Source organism: Calidifontimicrobium sp. SYSU G02091, assembly GCF_022631395.1.
In the GTDB taxonomy this organism is placed as follows: Bacteria; Pseudomonadota; Gammaproteobacteria; order Burkholderiales; family Burkholderiaceae_C; genus Calidifontimicrobium; species Calidifontimicrobium sediminis.
Genome location: NZ_JALBGB010000002.1, coordinates 19,274 through 36,071, shown reverse-complemented (window position 1 = coordinate 36,071; position 16,798 = coordinate 19,274). Strand labels below are relative to the sequence as shown.

General features: G+C 73.5%; 15 protein-coding genes. 8 read left to right on the top strand and 7 right to left on the bottom strand.

The features are described from left to right. Nucleotides 1-25 precede the first annotated feature (25 nt). A complete protein-coding gene (locus tag MOJ79_RS01560; protein ID WP_241922571.1) occupies nt 26-334 on the top strand; it encodes a DUF485 domain-containing protein in 309 nt (102 codons plus the stop codon). Beyond that, a complete protein-coding gene (locus tag MOJ79_RS01555) occupies nt 331-2,043 on the top strand; it encodes a cation acetate symporter (RefSeq protein WP_241922570.1) in 1,713 nt (570 codons plus the stop codon). Before MOJ79_RS01560 ends, MOJ79_RS01555 begins: the two co-directional genes overlap by 4 nt. Nucleotides 2,044-2,088: 45 nt before the next feature. Here the strand turns inward: MOJ79_RS01555 and MOJ79_RS01550 are convergent, their stop codons facing one another. The 5 genes from MOJ79_RS01550 to MOJ79_RS01530 form a co-directional block, all read right to left on the bottom strand. Next, nucleotides 2,089-5,277 carry a CHASE domain-containing protein gene (locus MOJ79_RS01550; protein WP_241922569.1) on the bottom strand — a complete coding sequence of 1,063 codons (3,189 nt, stop codon included), beginning with the start codon at nt 5,275-5,277 and terminating at the stop codon, nt 2,089-2,091. 67 nt (nt 5,278-5,344) lie between these two features. Beyond that, entirely contained in the window at nt 5,345-7,102 is a 1,758-nt protein-coding gene (locus MOJ79_RS01545; protein ID WP_241922568.1) for a PHA/PHB synthase family protein, read from the bottom strand. An 88-nt stretch (nt 7,103-7,190) separates the two neighbouring features. Beyond that, on the bottom strand, nt 7,191-8,285 hold the full coding sequence (ychF, locus tag MOJ79_RS01540; protein ID WP_241922567.1) for a redox-regulated ATPase YchF: 1,095 nt from the start codon (nt 8,283-8,285) through the stop codon (nt 7,191-7,193). A 190-nt stretch (nt 8,286-8,475) separates the two neighbouring features. Further along, a complete protein-coding gene (locus MOJ79_RS01535) occupies nt 8,476-9,363 on the bottom strand; it encodes a DMT family transporter (protein ID WP_241922566.1) in 888 nt (295 codons plus the stop codon). A 28-nt stretch (nt 9,364-9,391) separates the two neighbouring features. Then, nucleotides 9,392-10,243, bottom strand: coding sequence for an MOSC domain-containing protein (locus tag MOJ79_RS01530; RefSeq protein ID WP_241922565.1), 852 nt, complete (start codon nt 10,241-10,243; stop codon nt 9,392-9,394). A 108-nt stretch (nt 10,244-10,351) separates the two neighbouring features. On the opposite strand from MOJ79_RS01530, the gene MOJ79_RS01525 reads away from it, so the two are divergent. Together MOJ79_RS01525 and MOJ79_RS01520 are read left to right on the top strand one after the other, a co-directional pair. Beyond that, nucleotides 10,352-11,827 carry a DEAD/DEAH box helicase gene (locus tag MOJ79_RS01525; protein ID WP_442863087.1) on the top strand — a complete coding sequence of 492 codons (1,476 nt, stop codon included), beginning with the start codon at nt 10,352-10,354 and terminating at the stop codon, nt 11,825-11,827. Nucleotides 11,828-11,833: 6 nt separating this feature from the next. Next, nucleotides 11,834-12,187, top strand: coding sequence for a VanZ family protein (locus MOJ79_RS01520; RefSeq protein ID WP_241922564.1), 354 nt, complete (start codon nt 11,834-11,836; stop codon nt 12,185-12,187). Here the strand turns inward: MOJ79_RS01520 and MOJ79_RS01515 are convergent. Together MOJ79_RS01515 and MOJ79_RS01510 are read right to left on the bottom strand one after the other, a co-directional pair. Next, nucleotides 12,184-12,939: an SAM-dependent methyltransferase gene (locus MOJ79_RS01515; RefSeq protein ID WP_241922563.1), complete on the bottom strand. Its 756-nt coding sequence runs from the start codon at nt 12,937-12,939 to the stop codon at nt 12,184-12,186. The genes MOJ79_RS01520 and MOJ79_RS01515 overlap by 4 nt on opposite strands. After that, entirely contained in the window at nt 12,936-13,535 is a 600-nt protein-coding gene (locus MOJ79_RS01510; RefSeq protein WP_241922562.1) for a Maf family nucleotide pyrophosphatase, read from the bottom strand. The genes MOJ79_RS01515 and MOJ79_RS01510 overlap by 4 nt, the downstream gene beginning before the upstream one ends. A gap of 56 nt (nt 13,536-13,591) precedes the next feature. Between MOJ79_RS01510 and MOJ79_RS01505 the strand changes: the two genes are divergently transcribed. The 4 genes from MOJ79_RS01505 to MOJ79_RS01490 all read left to right on the top strand — a co-directional run bounded on the left by MOJ79_RS01505 (nt 13,592) and on the right by MOJ79_RS01490 (nt 16,791). Further along, nucleotides 13,592-14,152: a YceD family protein gene (locus tag MOJ79_RS01505; protein ID WP_241922561.1), complete on the top strand. Its 561-nt coding sequence runs from the start codon at nt 13,592-13,594 to the stop codon at nt 14,150-14,152. A gap of 278 nt (nt 14,153-14,430) precedes the next feature. Further along, nucleotides 14,431-14,613: a 50S ribosomal protein L32 gene (rpmF, locus tag MOJ79_RS01500; RefSeq protein ID WP_119288668.1), complete on the top strand. Its 183-nt coding sequence runs from the start codon at nt 14,431-14,433 to the stop codon at nt 14,611-14,613. 112 nt (nt 14,614-14,725) lie between these two features. Then, nucleotides 14,726-15,808 carry a phosphate acyltransferase PlsX gene (gene plsX / locus MOJ79_RS01495; RefSeq protein WP_241922560.1) on the top strand — a complete coding sequence of 361 codons (1,083 nt, stop codon included), beginning with the start codon at nt 14,726-14,728 and terminating at the stop codon, nt 15,806-15,808. Further along, nucleotides 15,805-16,791, top strand: coding sequence for a beta-ketoacyl-ACP synthase III (locus MOJ79_RS01490; protein ID WP_119352902.1), 987 nt, complete (start codon nt 15,805-15,807; stop codon nt 16,789-16,791). The genes plsX and MOJ79_RS01490 overlap by 4 nt, the downstream gene beginning before the upstream one ends. Nucleotides 16,792-16,798 lie beyond the last annotated feature (7 nt).

Sequence of the window (16,798 nt, the reverse complement as noted above, 5' to 3'; positions counted from 1 at the left end):
CCGACGTCCGCAGGGAGGAGACCGCATGGACGATGCACTCGTAAAGAAGATCGCGGCACACCCGCGCTACCTCGAACTCAAGGCGGCGCGCTCGCGCTTCGGCTGGACGCTGACGATCGCGATGCTGGTCGTCTACTACGGCTTCATCCTGCTCGTCGCGTTCGACAAAGAGCTGCTCGCGCAGCGCATCGGCAGCAGCGTGATGACGGTCGGCATGCCGCTCGGCGTGGGCGTCATCGTGTTCACCGTCGTGCTCACGGTGGTGTACGTCAAGCGCGCGAACCGCGAGTTCGACGCGCTGGCCGACGAAGTCGGCAAGGCGGCGCTGCGATGAGGGCCCGCCATCTGCTGTTGGCCGCCGCGCTCGGCGGCCTGTCGGTCGCCGCCTGCGCGGCCGGCGCCGACCTCGGTCAGGCGCAGAAGCAGGCGACGAACTGGACCGCGATCTCGATGTTCGGGCTGTTCGTGCTCGGCACGCTGTGGATCACGAAGTGGGCCGCGGCGAAGACGCGCAGCGCGGCCGACTTCTACACCGCCGGCGGCGGCATCACCGGCTTCCAGAACGGCCTGGCGATCGCCGGCGACTACATGAGCGCGGCGTCGTTCCTCGGCATCTCGGCGGCGGTGATGGCCTCGGGCTTCGACGGTCTGATCTTCTCGATCGGCTTCCTCGTCGGCTGGCCGGTCGTGACGTTCCTGCTCGCCGAGCGGCTGCGCAACCTGGGGCGGTTCACGTTCGCCGACGTCGCGGCGTTCCGCTTCGCGCAGACGCCGGTGCGGCTGTTCGCGGCATCGGGCACGCTGGTCGTCGTCGCGTTCTACCTGATCGCGCAGATGGTCGGCGCCGGGCAGCTGATCAAGCTGCTGTTCGGGCTCGAGTACTGGATCGCCGTCGTCATCGTCGGGGCGCTGATGATGGTCTACGTGCTGTTCGGCGGCATGACGGCCACGACCTGGGTGCAGATCATCAAGGCCTGCCTGCTGCTGGCCGGCGCCACCTTCATGGCGTTCATGGTGCTGCTGAGCTTCGGCTTCAGCCCCGAGGCGATGTTCGCGAAGGCGGTCGAGATCAAGACGCAGCTGGCCGTCGACGCCGGCAAGACGCCCGACGAGGCGGCGCGGCAGGGCTTCTCGATCATGGGGCCGGGCGGCTTCGTCAAGGACCCGATCAGCGCGATCAGCTTCGGCATGGCGCTGATGTTCGGCACCGCCGGGCTGCCGCACATCCTGATGCGCTTCTTCACCGTGCCCAACGCGAAGGAGGCGCGCAAGTCGGTCGCGTGGGCGACGACGTGGATCGGCTACTTCTACATCCTGACCTTCATCATCGGCTTCGGCGCGATCGTGTTCGTGCTGACCAACCCGGGCTTCCTCGACGCCAAGGGCGCGCTGCTCGGCGGCAACAACATGGCCGCGGTGCACCTGGCCAACGCGGTGGGCGGCAACGTGTTCCTCGGCTTCATCTCGGCGGTGGCGTTCGCGACGATCCTCGCCGTCGTCGCCGGGCTGACGCTGTCGGGCGCCTCGGCCGTCTCGCACGACCTCTACGGCACCGTGATCAAGAAGGGCCAGGCGCGCAGCAGCGACGAGCTGCGCGTCTCGAAGATCACCACCGTCGCGCTCGGCCTCGTCGCCGTCGTGCTCGGCATCGCGTTCGAGAAGCAGAACATCGCGTTCATGGTCAGCCTGGCGTTCGCGATCGCGGCGTCGGCCAACTTCCCGGTGCTGCTGATGAGCGTGCTGTGGAAGGGCTGCACGACGCGCGGCGCGGTGATCGGTGGCTTCCTCGGCCTGATCTCGTCGGTCGCGCTGACGGTGGTCTCGCCCGCGGTGTGGGAAGCCACGCTCGGCAACCCGAAGGGCTCGGCGCTGTTCCCGTACGCGTCGCCGGCGCTGTTCTCGATGACGATCGGCTTCGTCGGCATCTGGATCTTCTCGCTGCTCGACGGCAGCGCGCGCGGCCGGCAGGACAAGGCCGGTTTCCTCGCGCAGCAGGTGCGTTCCGAGACGGGCATCGGCGCCGCGATCGCGAGCGGGCACTGAGCCCGCGCACGGCGGGCGCCGCGGCCGCTCACGGGCGCGCGGCGCTCAGCCGAACCGCGTGTCCTGGCGCTCGAGCAGGTCGTCGACGACGGCGAGCAGCTCGGCGACGTTCAGCGGCTTGGTCAGGTACTGCGCGGCGCCCTCGTGCAGCGCCTGCGCGACGCGCTCGCGCGTCGCGTCGGCCGAGACGGCGACGACGGGGATGTCCTCGGTGTCGGGGTCGCCCTTCAGGCGACGCAGCAGCTCGAGGCCGTCGATGTCGGGCAGGTGCATGTCGAGCAGCACGAGGTCGGGGCGGCGCGCGCGGATTGCGTCCAGCGCGTCGAGACCGCAGGGGCTCACGTCGAACCGCACCTGCGGGCGCTTGGCGAGCACGCCGCGCATCACCTCGGCGTTGGTCGCGTTGTCCTCGACGTAGAGCACGTGCCGCCGGCGGTAGCGCACGGCCGCCGGCTCGTCGGCTTCGGGCGCCGCGACGGCAGCGCCCGCGGCCTCGCCGCGCGGCAGCGCGAGCGTGAAGCACGAGCCGGCGCCGGGCGTGCTCGTCGCGCGCAGGCTGCCGCCCATCAGTTCGGCCAGGCGCAGGCTGATCACCAGCCCGATGCCGGTGCCTTCGGCGCCCGAGGCCTCGCGCCCGAGGCGGTTGAACGGCTCGAACAGGTGCGCGAGCTGCTCGGGGGTCATCCCGAGGCCGGTGTCGACGACGTCGATCTCGACGCATCCACCATCGGCGGCGCGCGTGCGCACCAGCACCGTGCCGCCGTCGACGTTGTACTTGACGGCGTTGCTCAGCAGGTTGGTCAGCACCTGCTTGACGCGCGTGAGGTCGCCGCGCACGCTGGCGGCGGCCGGGTCGATGTCGGCGGCGACACGCACGCCGCGCTCGCGCGCGGCCTGCTCGACGAGTGCGGTGCACGCCGGCAGCAGTTCGCGCAGGTCGAGCGTCTCGGGCTGCAGCCGCAGCGTGCCCGACTCGATGCGCGACAGGTCCAGCGTGTCGTTGATCATGTGCAGCAGGTGCCAGCCGGCGCGCTGGATCTGCGCCGTCCACGCGGCCTGGTGCGGCGCCAGCGGCGGCTGGCGGTCGAGGTCGAGCAGCTGCGCGAAGCCGAGCATCGCGTTGAGCGGCGTGCGCAGCTCGTGGCTCATGCGCGAGACGAACTCGCTCTTCGCGTGGCTCGACGCGGCGGCCGCGTCGCGCTCGCGTTCGGCCTGCGCGCGCTTGAGCTGTTCGCCGACGTCCTCGATGATTCCCACCGTGCGGTGCGGGCGCCCCGCCTCGTCGCGCAGCAGTGCGACGGTGATCTGCGCGTGCGCGACGCTGCCGTCGGGGCGCAGGTAGCGCCGGGCGAGGCGGTAGCGCTCGACCTCGCCGCGGCGCAGCGCGTCGAGGTGCGCGCGCGCCTCGGCGACCTCGTCGGGGTGCGTGAACTCGGCCAGCGCGTGGCCGACGAGCGCCTCGGCCGCGCGGCCGACGAAGGCGCAGAACGCCGGGTTCGGCACGACGATGCGGCCGTCCAGCTCGGTGTAGACGATGCCCACCGGTGCCGTTTCGAAGATCGCGCGCAGGCGCTGCTCGCGGTCGCGCAGCGCCGCCTCGGCGTGCCGGCGCTCGGCGATCTCGTGCTGCAGGTCGGCCGTGCGCTGCGCGACCGCGACCTCGATGCGCCGCGTGCGGCCGGTGACGGCCAGCAGCAGCGCACCCAGCAGCGCCGCCGAGGCCAGCGCCGCGAGCGAGAACAGGAACGCGCTGCCGCGCTGTTCGTCGGGCACCGCGCCGGCCGCGGCGCTGACGCGGATGTCCCACTGCCGCCCGGTGAAGGCCAGCGGCACGACGAGCGCGCGAGCGTCGTCGCCAGGCGGCTGCCGACACTCGGACGGGCCGGCCAGCAGTGCGCGCGACGCGAGCGGGTCGCTGTCGACGAGGCACAGCCGCAGGTAGGCCGGCTGTGCGTCGCGCACGGTGGCCACCAGCCGGTCGGGTTCGACGGTGACGAACACCAGCCCGCGTGTGCGCGGCAGGCGCTCGTCGACGGTGGCCGGCTCGCCGTCGTACAGCACCTGGTAGACGACGACACCGGTGCGTTCGCTCGTCTCCTGCGTCAGGCGAAAGCCCGCGCTGGCCACCGGCGCGCCGCTGCGCCGTGCCTGTTCGATGGCCGTGCGCACCGCGGGGATCGACATCTGGTTCAGGCCCAGTGCGCCGCGGTTGGTGTCGGCGGGCTCGATCTGCGTGATGACCATCAGCCGCTCGTCGCCGTCGGTCGCGATCCCGTCGGCGCGGTCGAAGACGCGGAAGTCGGCCACGCCATCGGCGCGCCGCCGCGCTTCGAGCGCGGGCACCGCGTCGCGGGCGACCCACTCGCTGTGGCCGGCGGCCCGCAGCGCCGGCTCGAGCGCGATCCAGCGCCCGATCGCGGCGCGCAATTCCGCGTCGTCGACCTTCTCGCTGCCGACGTACAGGCTGCGCATCGCCTCGAGCGCGTACAGCGGCTGCTGCAGCCGCTCGGCGAGCGCTGCTGCCGCGGCGCGGGCGTCGCGGTCGAAGCGCCCGGCCACGCGCTGTTCGTCCCAGCGCGCGACTTGCAGGATCGCTGCGGCCAGCAGCGCCGTGATCGCCAGCAGCGGCACACCGAGCGTCAGCCGGCGGGCGGACCAGTCGTCGCGCGGCCGGCCGACGAGGGTCAGCGCGATCGGCGCGCCGATCAGCACGCCGAGCGTGTCGCCGGCCCACCAGGTCCACCACAGGAACGGCGCGCCGGCCTGCGGCACGACGCCGAGCGCGACGAACGACGCCGTGGCCAGCGTCGCGCTCGTCAGGCACGATAGCGGCACCGCGAGGATGTAGAAGCGCGCGACGTCGCGCGGCTCCGACAGCGTCGCCGGCTGGCCGCACCAGCGCGCGACGAGCGCACGGCCGACCTCGGCCTGCAGCGCGGCACCGACGCCCAGCAGCGCCGGCAGCACGAGCGCCTCGGGTGTCAGCGCGCCGCGCAGCGACGCGGCGTAGACGTTGACGGTGAACGAACTGAGCCACACGCCGGGCACCGCGGTGCGGCCGAAGGTCAGTGCGGCGGCCAGTGCGATGCCGGCCGGCGGGTACAGCGGTGCCGCGTAGGTCGGCGGGATCGCGAGCTGCAGCGCGACCAGCCCGACGGCGGCATAGGCCAGCGCGGTGAGCAGCACGACGGCGACGGCCGGCGCGGGGCTCGCGGGCTCGGCGGCGGAGGACATCGGCGTCGCGCTCACGTCGGTCACGAGGCTAGCACCGAACGCGTCGCCAGGGGCAGACCGAACGCCGTCAGTGGCGGTGCCGCACGAAGACGTAGGTGCCTGGCGCCGGGCCGAGCACCATCGCCGCCGGCACCGGCCGCGGCCGGCGCGGCGGCGACGAGTGCGCCGCGAGCCAGCGCTGCCATGCCGGCCACCACGAGCCGTCGACGGCCGGGGCCTCGGCCTCCCACGCCTGAGGGTCGGTCCATGCGCCGTGTGCCGGGCGCGTGGCGATCTGGTACCGACGTCCCGGATGGCCGGGCTCGCTGACGATGCCGGCGTTGTGGCCGCCGGTGGTCAGCACGAACGTGACCTCGGCGTCGGTCAGGCGGTGCAGCTGGTACACCGAGCGCCACGGCGAGACGTGGTCGCGCTGCGTGCCGACGGCGAAGACCGGCAGCGTCACGTCGTTGAGCGACACCGGGCGGCCGTCGACGCGGTAGCGGTTGGTCGCCAGCTCGTTGCGCAGGTACAGCGAGACGAGGTATTCGTGGTGCATGCGCGCCGGCATGCGCGTGTGGTCGGCGTTCCACGCCATCAGGTCGCTGGGCTGCTCGCGCTCGCCCATCAGGTACTCGCGCATGCGCCGCGTCCACACCAGCTCGCGCGAGTGCAGGAACTGGAACGAGCCGGCCATCTGCTCGCCGCTGAGGTAGCCCTGCTCTTTCATGATGTCGTCGAGCAGGCGGATCTGGCTCTCGTCGATGAACAGGCCGAGTTCGCCGGGCTCGGCGAAGTCGGTCTGCGCGGCCAGCAGCGTCATCGTCGCCAGCGGCGGCAGGTCGTCGGTGCCCGCCGGGCGCTCGCGCCGCGCGAGCGCGGCCACCGCGATCGCGAGCAGCGTGCCGCCGAGGCAGTAGCCCATCGCGTGCACCGGCGTCGCGGCGCCCTCGATGCGGCCGACGGCGCGCAGCGCGTCGAACACGCCCAGGCGCAGGTAGTCGTCCATCGACAGGTCGCGGTCGGCCGCCTCGGGGTTGCGCCACGACAGCATGTACACCGTGTGGCCCTGGCCGACCAGCCAGCGCACCATCGAGTTGTGCGGCGACAGGTCGAGGATGTAGTACTTCATGATCCACGACGGGATCACGAGCAGCGGCTCGGGGTGCACGCGCGGCGTCGCGGCGTCGTAGCGGATCAGCTCGATCAGCCGGTTGCGCCAGACGACCTGGCCGGGCGTGACGGCGACGTCGCGGCCGACCTCGAAGTGCGCCGGCTCGTCGGTGCCCGGCCAGCGCACGCCGGTGACGTCCTCGAGCCAGTGGCGCGCCCCCTTGGCGAGGTGCGCGCCGCCGGAGGCGATCGCGTCGCGCAGCACGACGGGATTCGTCGGCAGGAAGTTGGCCGGCGTCAGCATGCCGAGCCACTGGCGCGCGAAGAAGGCCGTCAGGTCGGCGTGGTGCGCCGTCATGCCGGGCAGGCGCGAGGCCTCGCGCCAGAACGTCTCGGCGTTGCGGAAGCCCTCGCGCCACACCGAGAACGGCCACTGCGTCCAGGCCGGGTCGCGAAAGCGCGGGTCGTCGTCGGCCGCGCCCACCGGGCGCTCGCCGTCGAGGCCGGCCGCGACGCGCCACGTGTCGATGCCCAGCTGCGCCGCGCGCGCGGCGAGCTCCATCTGCCGGCCGGGCGACACGCCGAGGTGCCACGCCCAGTCGGCCCACGCGAGCGACAGCGAGATCGGCGACAGGTTGCCGAGCCAGGGCGCGGCGGCGGCGTGCAGCAGGCGGTCGAGGCGCTCGGTGGGCGGCTCGCCGCCCTGTGCGGTGGACGGGGCGGACTCGGTCATCGGCGGCGTCCCGGTGGCCGGGGTCCTTGCATTCTCGCCCCGTTGAGGCACCGCGGCGCGGCGCGGTGCCACCTCGCGTTGCGCCACGTCAGACGTTGAACAGGAAGTTCATCACGTCGCCGTCCTTGACGACGTAGTCCTTGCCCTCCGAGCGCATCTTGCCGGCGTCCTTGGCGCCTTGCTCGCCGCCGTAGGCGATGAAGTCGTCGAAGGCGATCGTCTGTGCGCGGATGAAGCCGCGCTCGAAGTCGCTGTGGATCACACCGGCGGCCTGCGGCGCGGTCGCGCCGACGGGAATCGTCCACGCGCGCACTTCCTTGACGCCGGCGGTGAAGTAGGTCTGCAGACCGAGCAGCCTGTACGCGGCGCGGATCAGCCGGTTCAGCCCCGGCTCGTCCTGCCCCATCTCGGCGAGGAACATCGCGCGGTCCTCGTCGCTCATCTCGGCGAGCTCGGCCTCGGTCTTCGCGCAGATCGCGACCACCGGCGCGTTCTGCTTGGCGGCGAATTCGCGCAGGCGGTCGAGGAACGGGTTGTGCTCGAAGCCGTCCTCGGCGACGTTGCCGACGAACATCGCCGGCTTCGCGGTGATCAGGCACAGCGGCTTGAGCACCGCGAGCTCTTCCTTGCTGAAGTCGATCGAGCGCACCGGCCTGGCCTCGTTGAGCGCCGCCTCGCACTTCTTCAGCACGTCGACGAGGCGCTGCGCCTCCTTGTCGCCGCCGGCCTTCGCGACCTTGGTGTAGCGCGCCAGCGCCTTCTCGACGGTGGCCAGGTCGGCCAGGCACAGCTCGGTCTGGATGACCTCGATGTCGGCGATCGGGTCGACGCGGCCGGCGACGTGGACCACGTTCGGGTCGTCGAAGCAGCGCACGACGTTGACGATCGCGTCGGTCTCGCGGATGTGGCTGAGGAACTGGTTGCCCAGGCCCTCGCCCTTGCTCGCACCGGCCACGAGCCCCGCGATGTCGACGAACTCGACGATCGCCGGCACGACGCGCTCGGGCTTGACGATCGCGGCCAGCTGCGCGAGGCGCGGGTCGGGCACCTCGACGACGCCGACGTTGGGCTCGATCGTGCAGAACGGGTAGTTCTCGGCCGCGATGCCGGCTTTCGTCAGCGCGTTGAACAGGGTCGACTTGCCGACGTTGGGCAGGCCGACGATGCCGCATTTGAGGCTCATGGGACGGGGGCTTTCGCGGACGTTCGCAGGGGCCGGAATTGTAGGTGGCGGCCCACACTGCGCCGACGCGAGATGCCGATGAGCGAGCGCGCGACGCTGACGAAGGGCCTCGGCGGCGGTGTCGTCGTGCGCCGCCTGCTGCCCCGCGCGCGGCGGCCCGCGGCCTGACGCCGGTGCCCGAGCAGCCAGGTCAGCCGCCGGTCCTGCCGCGCAGCATCAGCACGTTGCCGGCCACGGCGAGCGCCGCGCCGATGAAGGTCAGCGCGTCGGGACGGTAGCCCTCGAACGCGACCGACACCGCCAGCGCGAGCAGCGGCGTCATCACGCCGACGGCGGCGCTGCGCCCGGGGCCCAGGCGGTCGAGCAGGCTGAGGTAGGCGGCGAAGGTCAGTACCGTGCCGGCCAGTGTCAGGTACGCCAGCGCCGCCCACCAGCGCACGGTGGCCGGCGGCAGCGGCTCGTGAGCGCCGGCGAACACGAGCGCCCAGGTCAGCAGCGCGCTCCATGCCATGCCGTAGCCGAGCGCAGGCCAGAACGGGATCTCGTGCGCGCGGTTGCGGCTCGCGATCAGGCTGCCGGCCGACGACAGCGCCACCGCCAGCACCGTCAGCGCGGCGCCGAGTGCGACAGCGCTGCCCGCGTCGGCCGCGCGCCACTGCGGTGCGAACACGAGCGCGACGCCGGTCACGCCCGCGATGCCGCCGGCGACGAAGCGCGCCGTCAGCGGCGCGCCGAACAGCCAGCGCGCGCCCAGCCCGTTGACCAGCGGCGACGCCGCATAGCCGACCGCGACCAGCCCCGACGGCACGTGGCGCTCGGCGTGGTAGATCGCGACGTACGACAGCGAGAACATGAACGCGCCCTGCAGTGCCAGCCGCAGGTGCTGCGCAGCGCCGAAGCGCAGCCGCCCGCCACGCCACGCCCACGCCGCGAGCACGACGAGCGCAGCGAGCGAGAAACGCCACGCGACGCCGACCTCGGGCGACGTCGCGTCGATCTGCCACGTGATCGCGTACCACGTCGTGCCCCACGTGAGCACGCACAGCGCGAACAGCTGCCAGCTCGGCAGGGCCTGCATCGAAGGTGCGCGGGGGAGCGCCCGCGCGTCAGAACGCGACCGTCGCGCGCCCGCGCGCGCCGGCGCGCAGCCGGTGCTCGACGCCGCCGACGACGACGGCGTTCATCCCGAACGTGACGGCGCCGCCCAGCCGCGCATCGGCGCGGTACAGCGCGAGCGTGTCGCCGGGCTCGGTGCCGACCGCGGCGGTGGCCGGGTCGACGTTGGGGGTCGTGCAGCGCGTGCAGGGCTTGGTCAGCTTCAGCACGACGGGCCCGTCGGGCGAATCGAGCGTCAGCGTGTCGACGAAGTCCTCGCCGTGGGCGTCGAGCCCGTCGAGCACGAGGTTGGGGCGGAAGCGCTCCATCGCCACCGGTGGCTGGCCGCGCGCGGCCAGGCGCCGGTTGAGCTCGGCCAGCGACGCCGTCGAGACGACGAGCAGCGCGAAGCCGTCGGCGAATGCGGTCTGCGCGTCGACGCCGCCGCTGTAGCGCGGGTCCGACGCGCGCCGCTGCTCGGGGTCGAAGCGCACCAGCCGCGCACGGCGGCCGAGGTAGTCGCTGAACCACTGCGCGGCGAGTTCGCCCATGTCGTAGGCGCGCACCTCGTCGTCCCACACGCGCACGCGGCACGGCGCCTCGACGGCGTCGAGCGACAGGTGCAGCGCGAGCATGCCCGGCGCGCGCAGCACCAGGTCGTCGACGCGCAGCGTCGGCGCGACGAGCGCGAGCCGCGGCAGCTCGCGCTGCGTCAGGAACTCGCCGTGCTCGTCGACGACCATCCACGCGCGGTCGAACTCGAGGCCGGTCTCGATCAGCAGCGCCTCGTGCACGCCGATGCCGCCGCAGGATTTGACGGGATACAGGTGCAGCGATTGCAGCGTGACGTCGAGGTCGGACATGGCGGGGGCGCGGGGCGACGGCAGGGTGCGCCGGTGCGGCGCGGGGCCGCATTGTTCCACCGCGCCCGCGCGCCGGGCGTCGGCGCCGCCCCGGGGGGATAATCACCCATGATGACCGATACCCCTGCCCTCGCGGACGCGCCCGGGATCGCCGGTGACGCGCCGCCCGCGGCCCCGCTGTTCTCGAGCGTCGCGCTCGACCCCAAGCTGCTGCGCGCCGTCGCCGACGCCGGCTACACGGCGATGACGCCGATCCAGGCCAAGGCGATCCCGATCGTGCTCGCCGGCCGCGACGTGATGGGCGCCGCGCAGACCGGCACCGGCAAGACGGCGGCGTTCACGCTGCCGCTGCTGCAGAAGATGCTGCGCCACGAGAACGCGTCGGCGTCGCCGGCGCGGCACCCCGTGCGCGCGCTCGTGCTCGCGCCGACGCGCGAACTCGCCGACCAGGTCGCGGCCAACGTCAAGACCTACGCGAAGTACACGCAGCTGCGCAGCACCGTGGTGTTCGGCGGCGTCGACATGAAGCCGCAGACGGCCGAACTGAAGCGTGGCGTCGAGGTGCTGATCGCCACGCCCGGGCGGCTGCTCGACCACATCGAGGCCAAGAACTGCGTGCTCAACCAGGTCGAGTACGTCGTGCTCGACGAGGCCGACCGCATGCTCGACATCGGCTTCCTGCCCGACCTGCAGCGCATCCTCAGCTTCCTGCCGAAGCAGCGCCAGACGCTGCTGTTCTCGGCCACGTTCTCGCCCGAGATCAAGCGGCTCGCGCAGAGCTACCTGCACGACCCGGTGACGGTCGAGGTCGCGCGGCCGAACGCCACCGCCTCGACCGTCGAGCAGCACTTCTACAGCGTCGACGCCGACGACAAGCGCGCCGCGGTGCGCCAGATCCTGCGCGAGCGCAACCTCGCGCAGGCCATCGTGTTCGTCAACTCCAAGCTCGGCTGCGCGCGGCTCGCGCGCGCGTTCGAGCGCGACGGCCTGCGCACCAACGCGCTGCACGGCGACAAGAGCCAGGACGAGCGGCTCAAGGCGCTCGACGCGTTCAAGAAGGGCGAGGTCGACGTGCTCGTGGCCACCGACGTCGCCGCGCGCGGGCTGGACATCGCCGACCTGCCGGCGGTCTTCAACTACGACGTGCCGTTCAACGCCGAGGACTACGTCCACCGCATCGGCCGCACCGGGCGCGCCGGGGCCTCGGGGCTCGCGGTGACGCTGGTCACGCGCGACGACGCGCGGCTGGTGGCCGAGATCGAGAAGCTGATCAAGAAGAAGATCGAGCTCGAGCCGCTCGAACTCGACGACGCGCGCGCCCGGCGCCCGCGCCGCGGCGACGACGCCGCCGGCGAGCGCCGGGTCGAGCCCCGCGCGCAGCGTCCCGCGCGTGCGCCCGAGCCGCGCCGGGCGCCGCCGCCGTCCGATCCGCTGTTCGACCGGCCCTACGAACCGTCGGACGCCCCGCCGGCACCGGCCGCGCCGGACACCGCGGCCGGCGCCGCGCCGGAGAAGCCGCGCGCGCCGGGTATCAAGGCGAAGAGGCCGGTCGCGGCGCTGCTCGGCGGGCGCCGCGGCAGCTGAGTGGCGGTGCCCGCGCCGCCGCCGTCCTGGCGGCGGCTGGCGGGGGTCGCGTTCGTGCTGGCCCTCACCGGTGGCGCCGTCGTCGCGCTGTGGCCGGCCGACGGGGCGCCACCGCCGTTTCCCCACGTCGACAAGCTCGCCCACGCGCTGGGCTTTGCCGTGCTGTGGGCGCTGGGCCGTGCGGCGGGCGTGCGGCCGCTGCCGCTCGCGCTGGGCCTGCTCGCCTACGGCGCGGCGATCGAGGGCCTGCAGGCGCTGACGCCGACGCGCGAGGCGTCGTGGGCCGACTGGCTGGCCGACGGCGCCGGGCTCCTGCTCGGCCACGCGCTGCTCGCGCGCGGGGCGCCGCGGCGGCTCTAGCCGAGGAACAGGAAGACGGCGGGCCGGCGGTCGAACACCGGCGGCTCGCGCCGCCACTCGTGCACGGTGCGGCTGCGGCACCAGCCGCCGGGCAGCGTCAGCGCGCTGGCCACCGCGAGCCGCGTCGTCGGCGCCAGGTGCGCCAGCAGCGCCTGCAGCAGCGCGGCGTTGCGGTACGGCGTCTCGATCGCGATCTGCGTTTGCTGCTCGCGCCGCGAGCGCGCCTCGAGCTCGCGCAGCCGCGCCGCGAGCGCGGCCGCGTCCTGCGGCAGGTAGCCGACGAAGGCGAAGCTCTGGCCGTTCAGGCCGCTGGCGGCCAGCGCGAGCAGCAGCGAACTCGGCCCCGGCAGCGACTGCACCGGCACGCCGGCGGCGTGCGCCGCGGCCACCAGCGCCGCACCGGGGTCGGCGACGGCGGGCAGCCCGGCCTCACTGATCAGGCCCAGGTCCTCGCCGGCCAGCGCCGGCGCGAGCAGCTCGTGCCACGCGGCGGCCGGCGCCGGCGCCGCGCCGCCCTTGGCCGGCCGCGGCAGCTCGCGGATGAGCACCTGCTGCAGCGGATGCGCCAGCGGCACGACGGCGTCGACGCGCTTGAGGAACGCGCGCGTCGTCTTCGCGTTCTCGGCCACCCAGCAGCGCAGCCGCGCCGCCTCGCGCAGCACGCCGTGCGGCAGCACGTCGGCGAGGTCGACCGGCTCGCTGGCGAGGTCCAGCGTGTTGGGCACCAGCAGCAGGCGGCCCGGCGGCGTCATGACGCCGCGGCGATCGGGTCGAGCCCGGCCGCGCGCAGCAGCGCGCAGGTGCGCATCAGCGGCAGGCCGACGAGAGCGGTCGGGTCGTCGCTGTCGATCGCCTCGAGCAGCGCGATGCCCAGCGACTCGCTCTTGGCGCTGCCCGCGCAGTCGTACGGCTGCTCGAGACGCAGGTAGCGCTCGATCTGCGCGTCGTCGAGCGTGCGGAAGTGCACCGTGACCGGTGCCAGCTTCACGTCGGCGAAGCCGTGTGCGGCGCACACGACGGCCACCGCGGTGTGGAACACGACGCGCCGCCCGCTCATCGCGCGCAATTGCTCGACGGCGCGTGCGTGGCTGCCGGGCTTGCCGATCGCCTGGCCGTCGAGCTCGGCGACCTGGTCCGAGCCGATCACGACCGCCTGCGGGTGCTGCGCCGCAACGGCGTGCGCCTTTGCGAGCGCCAGGCGCTGCGCGAGCGCTGCCGGCGCCTCGCCGGGCAGTGGTGTCTCGTCGACCGCCGGCGCGACGACGTCGAACGCGATGCGCAGCCGCGCGAGCAGCTCGCGGCGGTAGCGCGACGTCGACGCGAGGATCAGGGCGGGCGGCGTGTCCATCGGGGCCCGATTGTCGCTGCCGCCGGCAGGGCGTGCGCCGGCCTACACTCGCCGGCATGAAGCCGAAGCCGCGCGTGCACGACCCCCGGCGCCTCGACGTGGCGGCGTTCGCCGCCGACGGCGGCGAGCTGCAGGGGCACTGGCCGCTGGCCGGGTTCGCCCGCCTGGCGGACGATCACCCGCCCGAGGCGCCGCCGGTCCACGGCGACGTGATGTGGCACGTGCGCGGCGTGCAGCAGCCGCAGCCGGGCGGCGCGCTGCGCCGGTGGCTCGAGATCGACGCACGGGTGACCGTCGTGCGGCGCTGCCAGCGCTGCCTGCATCCGGTGTCGTTGCCGCTGCACGTCGGCCGTCGGCTGCGCTTCGTCGACGACGAGGCGCAGGCGGCGCAACTCGACCTCGACAGCGACGACGACGTGCTCGCGCTCGAGCGCGCGCTCGACCTGCACGAACTGATCGAGGACGAACTGCTGCTCGCGCTGCCGATGGTGCCGCGTCACGACGCCTGCCGCCCGCCGGGCGCGCAGCCGTCGCCGCCCGGCGACGAGGCAGCCGCCGACCAGCCGCACCCGTTCGCTGCGCTGGCCGACTGGCGCGGCAAGGGTCGCCGGCACTGAGCGACATCGGCCGCAGCGGGGTGGAATGCTATACTGCCGGGCTTTGCGATTCGGCGCCTTCGCCGTGGCGTGCCGCTTGCGCGGTGCGTCGCGCACCCTGGCGGCGCGCGCGGGCGGGATCCGCGATGCGGTCTGCCCGCGACGTGGCGAGGAGGCACACGCAGCCGTCGTGACGGTCGGGAGCGCCGAGCCCGCCTCGCGACACGCGCCCGACCGTTGGCGCGGGCCGGCCGCCTGCGCGGCCGTCGGCCCGCTCGGGCTTGCTTCAGGAGAACGTCATGGCCGTCCAGCAGAACAAGAAGTCGCCGTCCAAGCGCGGCATGCACCGCTCGCACAACGCGCTCGCCGCGCCGGGCTTGGCGATCGAGCCGACCACCGGCGAGACGCATCTGCGCCACCACATCAGCCCGAGCGGCTTCTACCGCGGCCGCAAGGTGCTCAAGACCAAGGCCGACGCCTGAGCGACGCCGTCCGGCGCACGCCGCCCGCGCGGCTGCACTGCACCGTGCCCGCTTCCGCTCCCGTGACCGTGCCCCGCGCCTCGGGGCAGGGCCTGCGTCCCGTCCGACGGCCATGACGGCACCGCTGCCGGCCCTGGCGCGCGTGCGCATGGCCGTCGACTGCATGGGCGGCGACCACGGCCCGGCGGTCACGCTGCCGGCCTGCCGCGGCTTCCTCGACCGCCACCCCGACGCCGAACTGCTGCTCGTCGGCACCGAGGCCGCGTTGCGCGACGCGCGCGGCTGGCCGCGCACGCGCGTCGTCGTCGCCAGCGAGGTCGTCACGATGGACGACCCCGTCGAGGTCGCGCTGCGCAAAAAGCGCGACTCGTCGATGCGCGTGGCCATCGCGCAGCTCAAGAGCGGCGACGGCGCGCCGCCCGCCGCCGACGTATGCGTGTCGGCCGGCAACACCGGCGCGCTGATGGCGGTGGCGCGCTACCTGCTGAAGACCGTCGACGGCATCGACCGCCCGGCGATCGCCACCGTGATGCCCAACCGCAACGACGGCTACACGACGGTGCTCGACCTCGGTGCCAACGTCGACTGCACCGCCGAGCACCTGCTGCAGTTCGCCGTGCTCGGCAGTGCGCTGGTGGCCGCCATCGACGGCAAGGAAGAGCCGAGCGTGGGCCTGCTCAACATCGGCGAGGAAGCGATCAAGGGCAGCGACACGATCAAGCGCGCCGGCGAGCTGCTGCGCGCCGCCGCCGACGGCGGGCACCTGAACTTCCACGGCAACGTCGAGGGCAACGACATCTTCAGGGGCACGACCGACATCGTCGTGTGCGACGGCTTCGTCGGCAACGTCGCGCTGAAGACGGCCGAAGGGCTGGCGGCGATGCTGTCGGACTTCATCCGCCAGGAGTTCACGCGCACCGCGTACGCCAAGTTCGCCGCGCTCGTCGCGCTGCCGGTGCTCAAGCACTTCAAGTCGCGCGTCGACCACCGGCGCTACAACGGTGCCGCGCTGCTCGGGCTGCGCGGTCTCGTCTTCAAGAGCCATGGCTCGGCCGACGCCTTCGCGTTCGAGCATGCGCTGTCGCGCGCGTACGACGCGGCGCGCAACCGGCTGCTCGACCGCGTGCACGACCGCATCCTCGACACCCTGCAGGCGCTGCCCGAGCCGGCCGCGCCCGCGCTTCGCACCGCATGAACGCAGCGCCCCGCACGACCCGCATCACCGGCACCGGCAGCCACCTGCCGCCGCGGCGCCTGACCAACGACGACCTCGCGCGCGACCTCGCCGCGCGCGGCATCGAGACCTCGGACGCCTGGATCGTCGAGCGCACCGGCATCCGCGCGCGCCATTTCGCCGACGCAGGCGTCAACGCGAGCGACCTCGCGCTGCCGGCGTGCCAGCGTGCACTCGAGGCCGCCGGCCGTCGCGCCGACGAGATCGACCTGATCGTCGTCGCTACCTCGACGCCGGACATGGTGTTCCCGTCGACGGCGGCGATCCTGCAGGCCAAGCTCGGCGCGGCCGGCTGCCCGGCGTTCGACGTGCAGGCCGTGTGCTCGGGCTTCGTCTACGCGCTGACGGTGGCCGACGCGATGATCCGCACCGGCGGCGCGAGCAAGGCGCTCGTCGTCGGCGCCGAGGTGTTCTCGCGCATCCTCGACTTCGACGACCGCACGACCTGCGTGCTGTTCGGCGACGGCGCCGGCGCCGTCGTGCTCGAAGCCAGCGACGAACCCGGCCTGCTGGCCAGCGAGCTGCACGCCGACGGGCGCCACGCCGGCATCCTGTGCGTGCCGGGCACGGTGTCCGGCGGCAAGGCGCTCGGCGACCCGCTGCTGAAGATGGACGGTCAGGCCGTGTTCAAGCTCGCGGTGCACGTGCTCGACGAAGTCGCGCGCTCGGTGCTGGCCAAGGCCGGGCGCACCGAGGCCGACATCGACTGGCTGATCCCGCACCAGGCCAACATCCGCATCATGCACAGCACGGCCAAGCGCCTGAAGCTCGGCCCCGAGCGCGTCATCGTCACCGTCGACCAGCACGGCAACACGTCGGCGGCGTCGATCCCGCTGGCGCTCGACGTCGGCGTGCGCGACGGGCGCATCCGCCGCGGCGACACGGTGCTGCTCGAAGGCGTCGGCGGCGGCTTCACGTGGGGCGCCGTGCTGCTCGATTTCTGAACTCCCG